Origin of the sequence: Streptomyces sp. NBC_01261 (assembly GCF_036226385.1) — a bacterium.
Taxonomy (GTDB): Bacteria; Actinomycetota; Actinomycetes; order Streptomycetales; family Streptomycetaceae; genus Streptomyces.
In genome coordinates, this window is the sequence record NZ_CP108463.1 from 2,195,995 (window position 1) to 2,212,427 (window position 16,433).

Annotated in this window: 12 protein-coding genes; 11 read left to right on the forward strand and 1 reads right to left on the reverse strand. The window is 70.3% G+C overall.

What is annotated here, in order from left to right:
- Positions 1-4: 4 nt before the first annotated feature.
- From OG226_RS09645 to OG226_RS09695, 11 genes are all read left to right on the forward strand, one after another.
- On the forward strand, positions 5-3,004 hold the full coding sequence (locus tag OG226_RS09645; RefSeq protein WP_329348596.1) for a CHAT domain-containing tetratricopeptide repeat protein: 3,000 nt from the start codon (positions 5-7) through the stop codon (positions 3,002-3,004).
- The gene (locus OG226_RS09650; protein ID WP_329348597.1) at positions 3,001-5,748 is read left to right on the forward strand and encodes a tetratricopeptide repeat protein; all 2,748 of its coding nucleotides are present in this window, start codon (positions 3,001-3,003) and stop codon (positions 5,746-5,748) included. Before OG226_RS09645 ends, OG226_RS09650 begins: the two co-directional genes overlap by 4 nt.
- Positions 5,741-7,330, forward strand: a complete 1,590-nt coding sequence (locus tag OG226_RS09655; protein WP_329348598.1) for a hypothetical protein — start codon at positions 5,741-5,743, stop codon at positions 7,328-7,330. Before OG226_RS09650 ends, OG226_RS09655 begins: the two co-directional genes overlap by 8 nt.
- On the forward strand, positions 7,327-8,136 hold the full coding sequence (locus OG226_RS09660) for a hypothetical protein (RefSeq protein WP_329348599.1): 810 nt from the start codon (positions 7,327-7,329) through the stop codon (positions 8,134-8,136). Before OG226_RS09655 ends, OG226_RS09660 begins: the two co-directional genes overlap by 4 nt.
- 337 nt (positions 8,137-8,473) lie before the next feature.
- Positions 8,474-9,538: an aromatic ring-hydroxylating dioxygenase subunit alpha gene (locus tag OG226_RS09665; protein WP_328676319.1), complete on the forward strand. Its 1,065-nt coding sequence runs from the start codon at positions 8,474-8,476 to the stop codon at positions 9,536-9,538.
- Positions 9,535-9,714, forward strand: coding sequence for a hypothetical protein (locus tag OG226_RS09670; protein ID WP_327399957.1), 180 nt, complete (start codon positions 9,535-9,537; stop codon positions 9,712-9,714). Before OG226_RS09665 ends, OG226_RS09670 begins: the two co-directional genes overlap by 4 nt.
- Entirely contained in the window at positions 9,711-10,646 is a 936-nt protein-coding gene (locus tag OG226_RS09675; RefSeq protein ID WP_329348600.1) for a PDR/VanB family oxidoreductase, read from the forward strand. The genes OG226_RS09670 and OG226_RS09675 overlap by 4 nt, the downstream gene beginning before the upstream one ends.
- 217 nt (positions 10,647-10,863) lie before the next feature.
- The gene (locus OG226_RS09680) at positions 10,864-11,832 is read left to right on the forward strand and encodes an ABC transporter substrate-binding protein (protein WP_329348601.1); all 969 of its coding nucleotides are present in this window, start codon (positions 10,864-10,866) and stop codon (positions 11,830-11,832) included.
- Positions 11,829-12,602, forward strand: a complete 774-nt coding sequence (locus tag OG226_RS09685; protein ID WP_328676326.1) for an ABC transporter permease — start codon at positions 11,829-11,831, stop codon at positions 12,600-12,602. Before OG226_RS09680 ends, OG226_RS09685 begins: the two co-directional genes overlap by 4 nt.
- Positions 12,599-13,378: an ABC transporter permease gene (locus tag OG226_RS09690; RefSeq protein WP_329348602.1), complete on the forward strand. Its 780-nt coding sequence runs from the start codon at positions 12,599-12,601 to the stop codon at positions 13,376-13,378. The genes OG226_RS09685 and OG226_RS09690 overlap by 4 nt, the downstream gene beginning before the upstream one ends.
- Before the next feature lie 20 nt (positions 13,379-13,398).
- Positions 13,399-14,205, forward strand: coding sequence for an ABC transporter ATP-binding protein (locus OG226_RS09695; protein ID WP_329348603.1), 807 nt, complete (start codon positions 13,399-13,401; stop codon positions 14,203-14,205).
- Here OG226_RS09695 and OG226_RS09700 read toward each other — a convergent pair.
- The gene (locus tag OG226_RS09700) at positions 14,195-16,375 is read right to left on the reverse strand and encodes a discoidin domain-containing protein (RefSeq protein WP_329348604.1); all 2,181 of its coding nucleotides are present in this window, start codon (positions 16,373-16,375) and stop codon (positions 14,195-14,197) included. The two genes, OG226_RS09695 and OG226_RS09700, sit on opposite strands and share 11 nt — an antisense overlap.
- Positions 16,376-16,433 lie beyond the last annotated feature (58 nt).

Below are 16,433 nucleotides of genomic sequence, written 5' to 3' on the forward strand. Positions count from 1 at the left end.
GCAGATGAGCGACCAGAACACCCCACGCTCCGCCCAGACCTGGGGTCGCGAGGCCCGGGAGCTGATCCGGGAGGCGGCCCGCACCGAACGGGTCCAACCACTCGCCGAGGCGATCAGACACCTCGCCCGGGCGAGCGAGATCCACCCTGACCACGGCGGCGACCACGCGGAGGACATCGGTTCCGCCTATCTCACCTGGTACGACATCACCGGCGGCCTCGCTCTGCTGGAACGCGCCCTGCCCGCCTGCCGGTTCGCCCTGGAGAGCGACACGGACTCGGCCCGCAGGATGTCCAACCTCGGGCTGTGCCTGGTGCGTTGGTTCGAGCACACCGGACAGATCCAGGCCCTGGACGAGGCCGTCGAACTGCTGCGCGCCGCGGTGACGGCGGACGAGACGGACGGGCGGCCCGCCCGCTCGTCGTACCTCTCCAACCTGGGCCTGGCGCTGACTCGTCGGGCGGAGGAGACCCGGGACGTCAGCGCCGCCGGCGAAGCCGTCGAGGCACACGCTCGGGCTGTCCGCAGCGGACCCGGTGACGCCGGAACCACCGCGGCCATGCTGTCCAACCTCGGCATGGCCCGGATGGTCGCCCACCGGCTGACCGACGACTCGGAGCACCTCGCACAGGCCATCGGTACCTACTACGAAGCCGTCGCGCTGGTCCCCGAAGACCATCCGTACGCGCCCGGCTGTCTCGCCGGGCTCGGTGACGCGCTGACGGCCGCGGCCGAGACGGGAGGCGCTGTCGAGCCACGCATCGAAGCCATCGAGGTGCTGCGCTCCGCGCTCGTGGACCTGCCCGACAAGCACCCCGACCGTCCCGTGTTCCTCAGTCAGCTCGCCGCCTGCCTGCGACTGGCGTTCGCCCGCGACGGGGACACCCTCGCTCTGACGGAGGCGGTCGCCTGCCGCCGGGACGCCGTCAGCGGCACACCGGTCGGCCATCACCACCGATGGTCCCGCACGGCGTCCTTGGCCCTCGCACTGCGCAGCCTCTACGAGGCCACGGGCGACGTCGGCACCCTGCACGAAGGCCGGGAACTGCTCACCGGCATTCTCCGCGACGCGCCCGAGGACCATGCGGATCGCGCCCGTTGGCACGGAGACCTGGCCGGACTCCTGCACCGCCTCGGCGCCCACCTGCGGTCCACGGACGTACTCGCCGAAGCCGCCACACTCCTCAGACGAGCCGCGACGTCGACCGGTGCGGACCATCCGGACCACTCGATGCACCTCAGCAACCTCGCGTCCCTCCTGACCACGTCCCTGGAACTCGCCTGGGATCCGGTTGCGTTCGACGAAGCCGCCGAAGCCTTGCGGCAGGTCGCCCGGAAGGCGGCTCCCAGCAACGACATCAACGCGGGCGACCTGCTCACCCTCGGCCGTCTGCATCAGGCCCGGTACCGCCACACCGGCGCCGACGACGCCGGTGAGCGGGCCACGGACGCCTTCGCCTCCGCGGCCCGCGCCACCACCGCGCCCGTCGGCATCCGGGCCATGGCCGGCCAGTCCCTCGGCCACCTCCACTCGGCCGCGGGCCGGCACGACAGCGCGCTGGCCGCCTACAGAACGGCACTGGAACTGCTCGACCTGGTCGCATGGCGAGGCCTGGACCGAGCGGACCGCGAGCGGCTGCTCACCGACTTCACGGGACTGGGCAACGCCGCCGCCGCGAGCGCGCTCGCCACCGGCTCCCCCGAGCAGGCGCTGACCCTGCTCGAACAGGGACGGGGCGTACTCATCGGCCAGGTGCTCGACGACCGCGCCAACGATTCCGGTCTGGAGGAGGCGGAGCCGGAACTGGCCGCGGAACTGCGTACCGCCCACGAAGCCCTGGAGAGGATCCCCGAAGCCGACCGCACACCGCTGGACCGCCAACGGCTGGCCCTCCAGCGGGACGACGTCCTCGAACGCGTCCGTGCCCGGCCGGACTTCGCGCACTTCCTGCGCGCCCCGGACCCGGCCGAGCTGCGCGAAGCCGCGCTGCACGGGCCCCTGGTCACACTCAACCTGGCCGCGTCCCGCTGCGACGCCCTGATCACCACCAACCGGTCCACCGACGCACTGCCGTTGCCCGACCTGACCGCCACGGACGCCGTGACCCGGGCCAACACCTTCATCCAGGCGGTCAACGCCAACGCCTGGGGCACCAACGACACGATCCGCGAGACCCTGGCCTGGTTGTGGGACACGGTGACCGCCCCCGTCCTCGACCGGCTGGGCATCGCCGCCACCGACACCGAACGGCTGCCGCACGTCTGGTGGATGCCGACCGGGGCACTGAGCGTGCTGCCGCTGCACGCGGCCGGTCACCACCGGCGGAGGGACGGCGAGAGCCGATCCGCGTTGCACCGCGCCGTCAGTTCGTACACACCGACCATCCGCATGCTGCGCCACATACAGCAACGGGCGCTCCACGAAGGGCAGTCGGCCCCCGCGCTCGTCGTCGCCATCGGCTCCGGCCCCACTCCGCTGCCCCACGCGGTCGCCGAGGCCGCATCCGTCGCGTCGCGGCTCACCGGCCCGGTCCACAGGCTCCTGGACGCACAGGCCACCCGGCGCGCCGTCGTGGACCAACTCGTCGCGTCCGGCAGAGCGCACTTCGTCTGTCACGCCACCACCGACACGACACGACCGTCGGCGGGCTTCCTCCAACTGGCCGACGGCCGGCTGCGGATCAGGGACATCGCGGCCCTGCGCGCGCCCGCCGCCGACACCGTCTACCTCTCCGCATGCACCACGGCCCTGGGCAGCAGCCGTCTGCCCGACGAGGTCATCCACCTCTCCGCCGCCTTCCACCTGACAGGCTTCCGGCACACCATCGGCACACTGTGGCGCGTTCCGGACAGAGCCGCCGCGCAGACGGCCGACCTCGTCTACGGCGCACCCTCCCGAACCTCTCCGGCGTATGCGCTCAATCGGGCCGCCCGGACGATGCGGAGCCAATATCGTGTGAACCCCTATGAATGGGCCGCCTTCGCACATAGTGGATCTTCATGACAGTCAAGCCCGACAGGTCTGCCGAGCCCGCCGCCGCATCGCAGTCGGCGGAATCCGTCAAGGACGGCACCCACGGACTCCGACACCCCGACCCCGAGGCGATCGCCACCCGGCGGGACTTCGGCAGAGAGCTGACGGCGCTGCGCAACCACGCCTCCCTCAGCGTGCGGGAGCTGTCCAAGGAGACCGGCATACCCACGAGCACGCTCGGCGGATACTTCGCCGGCACCCATCTGCCCGCCCTGGTCCCCAAGCACCAGCTCCGCCGTATCCTGCGGGCCACGGGCGTGGTCGGCGCGAGCGAGGTCCACACGTGGGAGCAGGCCTACTGGCGCGTGAAGGGCGGCGCCGGAGAGCAACTCTCCGACGAGGAAGCACAGTTCAGCGAGTCCGTCCCGGTGCGGTCGACGGGTCACAGGGCAGCGCCCGGCGTCTCCACCAGGCCCCCGGTCGAACGTCTCGACCATGGCCCGACCGTCCGTGGCCGGGAGGAGCTCCTGGACCGGCTGGAGGCGACGGTCACCCGGCCCGGCCCTCCGCACGGCGCCGGCCACCAGGTACTGCACGGCCTCGGAGGCTGCGGAAAGAGCACCGTGGCCCTGGCCCTGGTCAGACGCGCCGCGGCGCGCGGCGTCCGCACCTGGTGGATCACCGCGGACGACGCCACCGGCACCACCGCCGGGATGCTCGCCCTGGCCGTCGAACTGGGCGCCACCGCCGACGAGTTACGCCTCGGCAGTCCACCGGACATCCTGGCCCGGCTGCTCGGCGAACTGGACACGCGGTGGCTGCTGGTGCTCGACAACGCCGATGATCCACCCGACTCGCTCGCCCTGCCGGGGCAGCACGTCACCGACGGCACAGGATGGCTGCGGCCGCACCGCAACGGGACGATCATGGTCACCACCCGGGACGGCACCCGCGCCTCCTGGGGCCGGCGGCCGGCGCCCTGGCTCCACCTGCACCACCTCACCGGCCTCGACCCCGGCCAAGGCGCCCTCGTCCTGAGGGAACTGACCGATCTCAGGGCCGGCGACGAGCAGCAGGCCGCGGCGCTGTCCGCCTGCCTCGGCGGCCTGCCCCTGGCCCTGTCGTCGGCAGGACGGTACCTGGCGGGGGTCCTTGAGATCCCCGCCGGACTGGCCACGGGACTGCCCCGCGACTTCGCCGCCTACGAACAGGCCCTGACACGCGGCGCGAACGAGGAACTCCTCGCCGTGATCCCCGAGGACGCTCCGGCGGCCCGGCGCCGACGCCTCACCGTCGCGCACACCTGGGAGCTCTCCCTGGATCAGCTCGCCGACCGGGGACTGGCCCTGGCCCGGCCCCTCTTGCGTCTGCTGGCCTGTCTCGGCCCCTCGCCCGTCCCGTACGCCCTGCTGCTCCGCTCCGACCTGCTCGACGCTTCGCCGTTGTTCGCCGACATCCCCACCCACGGGACCTGGGACGCCCTGCGCGGCCTGGACGGACTCGCCCTGATCACCCTGACGCGGGACCAGGAGCCGCCCAGTCTGTTCCTCCACCCCCTCGTACGGCACACCGCGCGCCACCACCCCGCTGTCAAGGCGCGGTTGAACGACCACCTCACCCTGACCACTGCTCTCCTGACCGAAGCGATGAAGTCGGCCGACCCCAAGTCACCGGACGACTGGGAGCTCTGGGGGCTGCTGGCGGACCACTGCGCGGCACCCCTGGACCTGCTGCTCGCCGAGCGCCCTCCCGGTGCCCGGGAGCCCGCCCCGGCAGACTGCGCCGACGCCCTCAACCTGGCCCGTGATGCGGCGAGCTTCCTGCGGGCGGCCGGTCATCCGACCCGCGCCGACGCCGCGTACACGAAGGCCATCGGCGCCGCCCGCGGCAGGCTCGTCGAGGACGACCCGGTCGTTCTCGCCCTGCGGCACGACCTGGCACGCGTCCGCTCCGACCTGGGGCGGCTCGACGACGCCGAGGACATGTTCCGCGCCACCCTGGCAGAACGCCGGAGGCGGCTCGGGGACGAACACCCCGACACCCTGGTCTCCCAGCACTACCTGGCGCGCACCCTCCGCAACCGCGGCCGGCTGTCCGAAGCCGGCGACCTGTCCGCCGCCACGTTGCGGGCACGGACCCGGCTCCTCGGAGACCTCCACCCTGACACGCTCACCAGCCGCAACGGCCTCGCCGACCATCTCCGGGCCACCGGACACCTCCGGGAGGCGTGGGACGCGTACGCGGAAGTCCTCGATCTGCGCTCACGGGTTCTCGGACCACGCCACACCGCGACCCTGGTCACGCGCCACCACATGGCCGAGGTGAGCCATGCCATGGACCAACTCCCGGCTGCCGAGACGGCGTTGCGCGAACTGATCACGATCAGCGCGGAGGTCCGCGGCGGGACACACCCGCGAACGCTCGCCGCGAGGCACTCGCTGATCGCGGTGCTCCACGACAGTGACGCGCTGGAGGAGGCGGAGCGACTCGCCCGTCAGTTGGTGATCGCCCGCACCGAACACCTGGGTGCCACGCACCCGGCGACCCTTCTCACCCGGCACCGCCTCGCGCTGATCCTGCTCGACCGCGGCAGCCACGACGAGGCGCGCCACGAACTGCGCGACGTCCTGACCGTCCGCAGGCGCGTCCTCGGCCCCGATCACCCGCACACCCGGTTGTCGCAGGAATCCGTCGAGGTCGTTCGCCACCGTCTCCCGACGGCACCGACCGCGACGGACCGATCACGAGCACATGGGGGAACACCACATGAGTGACGCCATCGACGAGCAACTCCGGGAGGGCCTCGGCCCGGAGAAAGCACAGGCCCTGTCCCAATGGGCCCAGATGGAGCGGTTGCGCTTCCGGCTCGACCGCTGGCTCGTCAACGGGCGGAGCCGCGCTCTGGTAGCGCTGGTGACGGAGGACGACGAGCACAACAAAAGGGCTCGCAAGCTCCTGATGAAGGTCTCGTCCGTCGCCGACCAGGCCTTCGACCAGGCCGAATACACCCGCCATCGCGATGCCGTCAAGGACTCACCCGATTTCGCGGCAGCGCACCTGGCGAAACTCGTGCACCAGCCCCTTCGCGTCGGCGACGGTTCCTGGATCACTTTCCAGACCATCGCCGGGAAGAGCTTCGACGATGTGCAGGTACTGACCGTTCTGCTGCGCCGGGCTCTTGACCGCACCCCGGCCGAGGTCGGTGTGCCGCGGTTCTCCGCCCAGGACATCGCCGCCGCCTGCGTCGCCGTCGTACAGGACGTACTGCACAGCTGGACGCGGACACCGCACTTCGGCAAGGAACCGTCCCTGACGGTGCGGGAGTTCTTCGGGCTGCACCTGCCACTCAGCCACCTTGAACCGAAAGGACGGCTGTACGACCGGGCTCAGCTCTTCCAGGGCGACGAGGTCACCCTGCCCGGCGAGCGCGACCCGCTGCCCAACCCCTACGCGGCGGGACAGGGTGGCTACTTCGGGAACGCGGCCTTCATCCAGCCGCTGCGCGGCATGACCCACGGCGACCTGCACACCGACAACGCCCTGGTCCGGATCAGGCCCGAACTCGAACCGAGTCATTACTACCTGATCGACAACGCGCGTTACAGCGCCGAGGGCCCGCTCACCCGCGACCCCGTGCACCTCGTCCTGTACGTCGTCTCCCGGACCTCCGACACCCTGTCCGATCCGCAGAAGGACGCCCTGATCGAGTTGCTGCTCAATCCGGCCACCGGCCCCGCCGACCTCGTCCCCGGATGGCTCGCCGGCCTCGTCACAGGCGTCCACAGGGAGTCGTCCGGCTGGATCGAACCGTCCGGTCTCGCGACGGAATGGCGGGACCAGACCCTTCTCTCACTCGCGGCCTGCTCGCTCATGTTCATCGGGCGCGACTCTGTCCGGGACACGGACAAGCCCTGGTACCTGCGGCTGGGAGCACGAGCCCTTCAAGCCTTCGCGGAGAGGCATCCGACGGCACGCCTCACCCGCACCTCGGCCGTCGCGGACTCCGGCGGGAGCGGCACCTGGATCGCCCATCTGTGCCGGGAGATGCCGGACATCACCCGGGCGGCCGAGGAGGAGGAGCAGACCGCCGACCTGGTCGACCTGAGGGAGGCCGCCCTCAGCGGCCTCGACCGCGCGGAACGCTACCGGGAGTTCGTCCGGAAAATCGGCGGACCTGACCCCAACACGCGTTACGGCACCGACGGAACCGAGGGGAGGCCCGAGCCGGGCGAGATCTACTTCTGCCCACTGGAACTGTGCGACCGCCAGGAGCGACGGGAGCCCGGCGGCCCGCTGCCGCTGTGCCACCTGCCCCGCGAAGCCGCCAAGCCCATGCGTGGGGCCACCTCCACGTGATGTGGGCCTACGTCGACGACCGCATCGGCTGGCGGGACCTGTGCTCCCCGCCGGCCCTGCTGTGGGCGGTGGCCCTTCTGCACCTGGTCACCGTCCGCCCTCTCGCCGGCGAACACCTCCTCTCAGGCCGTCCGTCCGACTGCCTGAGAGCAGCGCTGGTGGTCGGCTGCGCTCTCGTGATCGCTGTCCTCGCCCGCCGGTTGCTGGCAGAGGCGATCGCCGCTCTCTGGCTGGGACGCCGCTTGCAGCGCGCGCTACGGCCGCTGCTCACCCGTCGCGTCCGGCTCTGGGAGACAGCGCACGATCTCGCCGTCCAGCACGATCGGGACGCCGACGGAGCTCGCCATGCCGCCCGGCGCAATCGCATCGCGCTGGCCCGGCCGCAGTGCGCGACCTGGATGGGGGACCGGAACGCCGCCCTGGAGACCCGAGTGCGCACCGAGTACGGCCTCGATCTGCCTTCCGCCTGGCCGCGCCTGTGGATGCTGCTCCCCGAACCCACCCGTCACGACCTCCGCACCGCACTGCTCACCTGGCGGGACGCCACGGCTTGGGCGGCCTGGGCGACGCTCTTCGTCCCCCTCGCCTTCGAGTGGTGGCCTCTGGCCCCGCTCTCGGCGCTCGGCTGGCTCCGGGCGGTCCGTTCCGCCCGGTACGCCGTGGAGACACTCACGGATCTGACGGAGGCCGCCGTGGACCTCTACGCGCCACGCCTGGTGGCACAACTGGGCATCGCCACCGACATGGACGTGGTGGAGCCGAGCACGGGAAGAAGGGTGAACATCCGGCTCAGGAAGGGCGGCTGACCGCACAACCGGCGACGAGAGGTCGCAGGCACCCACAGCACGATCGTCTCGTGGCAAGGGTGGCCGCGCGGCGCGGTGATGCGTTCGTCGTGTCCGTCCACGACGCAGCGGGCGGCGGGACGCACCGGGTCCGCCTCAGGGAGGATCGACCGGAGGTGCCGGCCGGACGCCTGCGCCGGTGGCGACCGCCGGACAGGGCCACCCTCTGACCGGCCATGTCACCGAAACCCTTCCGCCTGGCAGAAGCCGCCTTGCCGAGCGACGGCAAGGGTCACGACCCTGATTCCAACCACGGCACGCGGGGCGACGAAGCCCCGCTCTCAGGGACGGGAACGCCATGCCGCACACCACCGCCTTCGCCAGGAACCAGTGGTACGTAGCCGCATACAGCCACGAGGTAGGTCGCGACCTGCTCGGCCGGACGATCCTCGGCGAACCCCTCGTCCTCTACCGCACCGAGGACGACGGCAGCACCGTGGCGCTCCACGACCGGTGTGTGCACCGCCGGTTCCCGCTCTCCGAGAGCCGGCTCGACGGGGACCGGATCGTGTGCGGGTACCACGGCTTCACCTACGACACGACGGGCACCTGCGTGTACGTGCCGGGGCAGAAACGCATCCCCCGCACCGCCCGCGTCGCCTCGTACCCGGTGGTCGAGCAGGACGCGCTGGTCTGGGTGTGGATCGGCGACCCGGCGCTCGCGGACCCGCAGGTCATACCGCGCGCCCCGCACCTCGCCTCCCCCGACTGGGTCACCGTCAGCGGCATGGAACCGATCGACGCCGACTACGGCCTCCTCGTCGACAACCTCCTCGACCTCTCTCACGAGACGTATCTGCACGGCGGTTACATCGGCTCCCCCGAGGTCGCCGAGACGCCGATCACCACGGAGGTCGACGAGGGCGCCGGCGTCGTACGGGTGAGCCGGCACATGGGCGACGCCGAGTGCCCGCCGTTCTACGCCAGGTCCACCGGGATACAAGGGCGGATCACCCGCTGGCAGGACATCGAGTACCACGCGCCCTGCCTGTATCTGCTGCACAGCCGGATCGCCCCGGTCGGCGTACTTCCCGAGGAGGACGGCAGCGACCCGAACGGCTTCCACACCGAGATCACCTACGCCATCACGCCCTCGTCGGACGGCAAGGTGTACGACTTCTGGGCGGTCTCGCGCGACTGGGCCACGGACGACGCCGAGGTCACCGAGTTCCTGCGCGGCAACAACCACACCGTCGTCATGCAGGACGTCGACGCGCTCAACCTCCTTCAGAAGACGCTGGGTTCGGAGCGCGGCGGCTATCAGGAGCTGAGCATCAACATCGACACCGGCGGCCTCGCGGCCCGCCGTATCCTCGCCCGGCTGGTCGAGGAGGGCGCCAAGCCCGTGGAGAAGGTCCGGTGACCGCTCCGACCGGCGAGGTCTACCGCATCGACTGGCTGCCGGGGACCGACATCCTGCACGGCACCTGCCACTGCGGGCGCGAGCACACGTCGCAGGACCCGATCGAGATGTGGGAGTGGATGCTCGCCCACCCCCGCGGCCACGCCGTCGACGATGCGCAGGGAGCCGACGCATGACCATCTACGAGGCCGAACTCGTCGTAGAACAGCGCGAGTTCGCGGCCGACGGCGTCCTCGCGCTCACCCTCCGCCACCCGCTGGGCGAGCAACTCCCCGGCTGGGAACCGGGCGCCCACATCGACGTCGTCCTCGGCCCCGACCTGGAGCGCCAGTACTCACTGTGCGGCGACCCGGCCGACCGTACGACCTGGCGGATCGCGGTGCTGCGGGAGCCGGACGGGCGGGGCGGATCGGCTTACGCGCATGAGCAGTTGGGGCACGGCGACAAGGTGCGGGTACGCGGCCCGCGCAACCACTTCCGACTGGAGCCCGCCCCCCGCTACCGCTTCGTCGCGGGCGGCATCGGCATCACCCCCCTCCTCCCGATGCTGGCCGCGGCGGAGGCGGCGGGCGCGGAGTGGAGCCTGCTCTATGGCGGCCGAACCCGTAACTCCCTGGCGTTCACACAGGAGTTGAGCCGCTACGGCGACCGCGTCACCGTCGCTCCGCAGGACGAGGTCGGGCTGCTCGACCTGCCGTCGGTCCTGGACGACGTTCCGGACGGCACCCTCGTCTACTGCTGCGGTCCCGGGCCACTGCTCGACGCGGTCGAGGCACGGTGTCCCGGGGGCATCCTGCACGTCGAGCGGTTCCAGCCCAAGGCCCAAGTCGTGGGCGCCGACAGCGAGTTCGAGGTCGTGCTGGAGCAGAGCGGGAAGACGGTCACCGTCCCGGTGGGCGTGTCCGTGCTCGACACCGTGCGCGCCGCCGGGGTCGAGGTGCTGTTCTCCTGCACCGAGGGCACCTGCGGAACCTGCGAGACCGATGTCCTCGAAGGCACCCCGGACCACCGTGACTCGGTGCTGAGCGAGGAGGAACGGGCGGCCGGCGAGACCATGCTCATCTGCGTCTCGCGCTGCCTGGGAAAGCGGCTCGTCCTGGATCTGTGATGACACGGGCTGGATCCGTGACGACTCCGGACGGCACGGCAGGAGCGCCCTGCACGACACGGCAGGAGCGCACTTCGGTAACTGTCAACAATATTGTGAGCACTAGGCATTGACCTGGCCGCGACGGGGCCCTACGTTCCCGCTCAACACCCATTGAGCACCACTGTGCGGTCTGCGCACAGTCTGTCGGAACACCGTCGTCTGCACAGGAGTTGCCATGCGTCGTCTGCTCGTCGGCCTCGCGGCCGGATCCATGCTGGTCGCCGCGTCGGCCTGCGGTTCGTCCGGCAACGGAGCGTCGGACAACACCAGTTCGTCCACCGGCACCACCACGGTCAAGGTGGGGGTCATCCCCATCGTCGACGTCGCCCCGCTCTACCTCGGCCAGAAGGAGGGCTTCTTCAGCAAGCACGGCCTGAAACTGTCGATGACCCTCGCGCAGGGCGGCGCGGCCATCGTGCCCGGTGTGGTCAGCGGCCAGTTCCAGTTCGGCTTCTCCAACATGACCTCCCTGATGCTCGCCGAGTCCAACAACGTGCCCGTGAAGGCCATCGCCAACGGCGTCGCCTCAACGGGCGTGTCCGGCAAGGACTTCGGGGCCCTCGTCGTCAAGAAGGGCAGCAGCCTGAAATCGGCGAAGGAGCTGGCGGGCAAGAAGGTCGCGGTCAACACGCTGAAGAACATCAACGAGACCGCCGTACGCGAATCCGTCCGCAAGGCCGGTGGCGACCCGGACAAGGTCAAGTTCGTGGAGCTGGCCTTCGACCAGATGCCGGCCGCGCTCGACAAGGGTCAGATCGACGCCGCGATGGCCGTCGAACCGGCGCTCACCACCATGGTGAACCAGGGCGCCCAGCAGATCGCCTGGCCGCTGGTGGACGTCGCGCCGAACCTCACCGTCGCCATGTACTTCACGTCGACGGCGTACGCGACCAAGAACCCTGCCGTGGTGAAGAAGTTCCAGGAGGCCACCGCCGAGTCGCTGGCCTACGCCGACGCCCACCCGGACGAGGTCCGGCAGATCGTGGCCACCTACACCAAGGTCCCCGCCGGCGTGCTGGCCAAGGTGATCCTGCCCAAGTGGCCCGCCGATCCGAACCGTTCGTCGATCGAGACGCTGGAGAAGCTGAGCGTGACGGACGGTCTCTTCAAGACGGCCCCCGACCTGGACAAGCTGCTTCCGTGAAGGGACTGAACACCGCACTCGGTGCGGCCGGACTCGCGGCCTTCCTCGCCCTCGGCGAGGTCGTGCCGCGCGTCGGCATCGTCAAGGAGGCCTACTTCCCGCCGACCAGCCGCATCGCGTCCGCGTTCTGGGACGAACTCCAGGACCGCGCGTTCTGGTCGGCGCTCGGCGACACCCTCACCGGCTGGGCCCTGGGCCTGGCGATCGCCGTCGGCGCGGGCATCGTCGTCGGCGTCCTGCTCTCCGTCGTCCCCCACCTCCGCGAGGCCACGGCCTCGACGATCGAGTTCCTGCGCCCGATCCCGTCAGTCGCTCTGATCCCCCTAGCGGTGCTGTTGTACGGCACCGAACTCCGCTCAGTGCTATTGCTCGTCGTCTACGCCTCCTTCTGGCAGATCCTGATCCAGGTCCTCTACGGCGTCCAGGACGTCGACCCGGTCGCCGAGGAGACGGCACGGTCGTACGGTCTCGGCACCTGGGCCCGGGTCCGGCACGTGCTGTGGCCGAGCGCGCTGCCGTACGTCATGACCGGCGTGCGGCTGGCGGCGGCCGTCGCGCTGATCCTCACCATCACCGCCGAACTGGTCATCGGGGCACCGGGGTTGGGCGCGACCATCGCGGTCGCCCAGACCTCGCAGGCGGTACCGGAGATGTACGCGCTGATCGTGGTGACCGGTCTGCTGGGGCTGCTCATCAACGTCGGCGCGCGCACCGTGGAGCGGCGGGCGCTGGCCTGGCACCAGTCGGTGCGCGGGGAGGTGGCGGTGTGAGGCGGACACTGCTCCGGCTGCTGTTCGCGGTCGCGCTGCCGGCCGTGCTGATCGCCCTGTGGTGGCTGGCGTCGGACGGCAGCACCAACGTGTACTGGCCACCACTGCGCACGATCCTCAAGACCTTCCCCGACGTATGGACCGGCGACCGCCTCAGGACGGACGTGCTGCCCAGCGTCCTGCGGCTCGCGGCGGGTTACGCCACGGCGGCCGTCGTCGGTGTCGCGCTCGGCACGGTGATCGGCTCGTACCGGCGGGTGCGCGCGGTGTGCGAACCGGTCCTGGAGTTCCTGCGGGCCGTACCGCCACCGGTGTTGGTCCCGGTCATCATGCTGTTCGCGGGCATCGGCGACACGATGAAGATCGTCGTCATCGCGAGCGGCTGCGTCTGGCCCGTCCTCCTCAACACCGTCGAGGGCGTCCGCGCGGTCGACCCGGTCATGCAGGAGACAGCCCTCTCCTACGGCATCACGGGCATCGCCCGGCTGCGCACCCTGGTGCTGCGCTCGGCGAGCCCGCAGATCTTCGCGGGGCTGCGCCAGGCGCTGTCCATCGGGATCATCCTGATGGTCATCAGCGAGATGTTCGCGGCCACCGACGGGCTGGGCTTCACCATCGTCCAGTTCCAACGCAGCTTCGCCATCCCGGACATGTGGACGGGCATCCTCGTCCTCGGGATGCTGGGGTTCCTGCTCTCCGTCGTCTTCCAGGTGGTCGAGCGGCGGGTGCTCGGCTGGTACCACGGCCTGCGCGCGGCCACCCGCCGAACCCCGTGAACATCGTGAAAGGGCGGTCCATGCACGCGCAACTCGACGTATCCGGCCTGAAGAAGGTCTACGAGGGTACCGGCCGCCGGGTGGAGGCGGTGCGGGACCTCACCTTCACCGTCGACGCCGGCGAACTCGTCTGTCTCGTCGGCCCGTCGGGCTGCGGCAAGACCACTCTGTTGAAGTGCATGGGTGGGCTGCTCACCCCTACCGCGGGCGAAGTCCTCCTGGGCGGGCGGAAGGTGAGCGGTCCGCCGCCCGGGATGGCGTTCGTGTTCCAGGAGTACGGGCGCAGCCTCTTCCCCTGGATGCGGGTCGGCGAGAACGTCGAACTCCCTTTGAAGCAGAAGAACTTGTCGAAGGCGCGACGGCGACAGCTGGTCGCGGACGCGCTGGAGTCGGTGGGGCTGACGGAGGCCGCGGGGGCGTATCCGTGGCAGTTGTCCGGCGGTATGCAGCAGCGGGTCGCGATCGCGCGTGCGCTGGCGTACGAGCCCGAAGTCCTGCTGATGGACGAGCCGTTCGCGGCGGTCGACGCACAGACCCGGGCCGATCTGGAGGATCTGGTGCGGGGGTTGTGGCGGGAGCGGGGCATCACGATCCTGTTCGTGACCCACGACATCGACGAGGCCGTGTACCTGGGTGAGCGCGTGGTCGTGCTGTCGGCGTCCCCGACCGTCGTGCAGGAGCAGCTGAAGGTCGATCTGCCCGTGGAGCGCGACCAGTTGCACACCCGGGTCGCCCCGCGCTTCGCCGAACTGCGGACCCACGTGTACGAGCAGATCCAGGCGGCGAAGCGCGGGACGCTCCCGGTTCAGGACCGGCTCACGAAGTGAGGTATGCCTCCACTTCACTCAACTGCCCTGCGGGCCAACCGGTGTTGGCGGTGTTGTTGAGCCGCAGATAGCGCAGGTTCGTGCTGCTCGGCAGGGCCACGGTGACCGCGTTCCCCGACGCCGGGTCGAACCGGTAGCCGGTGGAGCCGACGACGGTCGAGTAGTTCGAACCGTCGGTGCTGCCCAGCACGGACAGCGTCTGCGTGCGGGCACCCCACGCGGACGACGGCGGCAGCTTCAACACCACTCTGCGCACTGCCTGGTTGGAGCCGAGGTCGACCGTCCAGGCCTGTGGGAAGGCGTTGTTGGCGGACTCCCAGTAGGTGTTCGCGTCGCCGTCGACCGCCTTGCCCGGCGTGTAGACGTCCTGCGAGCCGGTCGCGGTGGCCGGGCGGCCCTTGGCGAGGTTGGTGTTCTGGTCCGGGGGCGGGTTGCCCTGGCCGGGCTGCGGCCAGGTCGAGCAGTCCGACCAGGTGCTGCTCCAGCCGGAGTTGCCGCCGCCGTCGGTGAGGCTGAAGGCCCCGGAGCCGGACGGGTAGGGGCAGTTGTAGATGCCGGCCGCGCCGACGCCGGTGGCCTGTACGTTGCTGAACTTGGCCGCGCCCTGCGCCTCGGCCTGGACGACGACCGTGCCGGTGTTCTGCACACTCGCACCGCTCACGGTGACGTTGCCGGTCGAGTAGCCGTGCCCGCCGCCGGACACGAACTCGAAGGCGCTGTAAGGGCTGTTGGTGATGGTCGTGTTGGTGATGTTGACGGTGGCGTTGACGGCGCTGTCGTAGGAGTCGACGCGCAACGCGCCCATGGGATGGCCCCAGTTGGGGTTGATCGCACCGGTGCGGACGAGGGTGTTTCCGTCGACCGTGATCGTCCCGGCGAGCGGGGAGAAGGGGTCGAGGAACTTCTGGTTGGAGATCGCGATGCCGCTGCCGAGGGCGTTGGTGTCGGAGACCAGGTTGTTCCTGACGGCGATGTTCGTGCCGCCGTAGACCGCGATGCCGTTGGCGAGGTTCGGCTGCGAGATGGTGTTGTTCTCGAAACTGCTGTTGGTGTCCGGGGAGTTGAGCGACCACATGGCGAGGGAGTCGTCGCCCTGGTTGCGGAGGAAGTTGTTGCGGACGATGACGCCGTGGGCGTTGCCGTTGAGGTTGAGGCCGTCGGCGGTGGTGTCGAGGATGCGGTTGTTCTCGACGACGAGGTTGTCGTTGTTGCCCGTCAGCCAGAGGCCGACCTTGAGGTGCTGGATCCACATTCCGGAGACCGAACTGCCCGGTCCCAGCGATCCGTTGACGAAGTTGTCAGGGTTGGAGTCGACGCGCTCGGTGACCTCGCCGATGACGGCGAAGTCCTTGATGTGGACGCCGCCGGAGGAACTGGACTGGTCGATGAAGCGCGAGGTGTGCACGACCGAGTACCACTGGCCGGCGCCCTGGAGCGTCACGTTCTGCACGCCGCCGAGGGAGGAGGTGAGGCGGTAGTCGCCCGGCGGGATCCACACCACTCCCCCTTGCGCGGCGGAGATGGCGTCGCGGAAGGCCTGGGTGGAGTCGCCCGAACCGCTGGGGTCGGCGCCCTTGGAGACCACGGACACCGAACCGGCGGGCTGCGCGGCGGCCCCGGCGACCTGCTCGAAGTCGGCTACGTCGACGGTGACTTGGGTGCCCGTCGACACGAACGCGACCTTGTCGCCCTGCTGCACGTTCTGGCCGAGCAGGAGGCGGGAGTTGTCGAAGAAGTGGTGCGTCTTGGCGCCCGCGATCCAACTCGTGTCCACGTAGGAGTACTTGGACGTGACGGCGAGCGTCCTGCTGATCCTGACGCCGTTGACGTACACGTCGAGGCTGCCGCTCTGGCCGTCCGGGACGTTGTAGGACACGTTCACGGCGTTGGCCGCGCGCGGCACGGTGAACTCGACGCGCTGCCCGGAGGCGAGTCGTACGGCCTGCCGTCCGGAGGCCTCGGAGGCGAGGGTCCCCTGGGTGTAGTCGGGGCCGATCCTGGTACCGGTCGTGGTGGCGGACTCGGCCTCGACGGAGGTGAAGGGGAGGGAAGCACCCGAGGCCGCGTGGGCGGCAGCGGGGGTCAGGGCGACGAGCATGCCGGCGGCGAGCGCGACGGCCGTACCGATTATTGGCATGCGCCTGACAGATCGGACGATGGTGCTGTGCATGTGCTGATCCCTTCGAGGTGGGGGTGCGGGGATAGCGGATGCAGGGTGACGGCCGAGG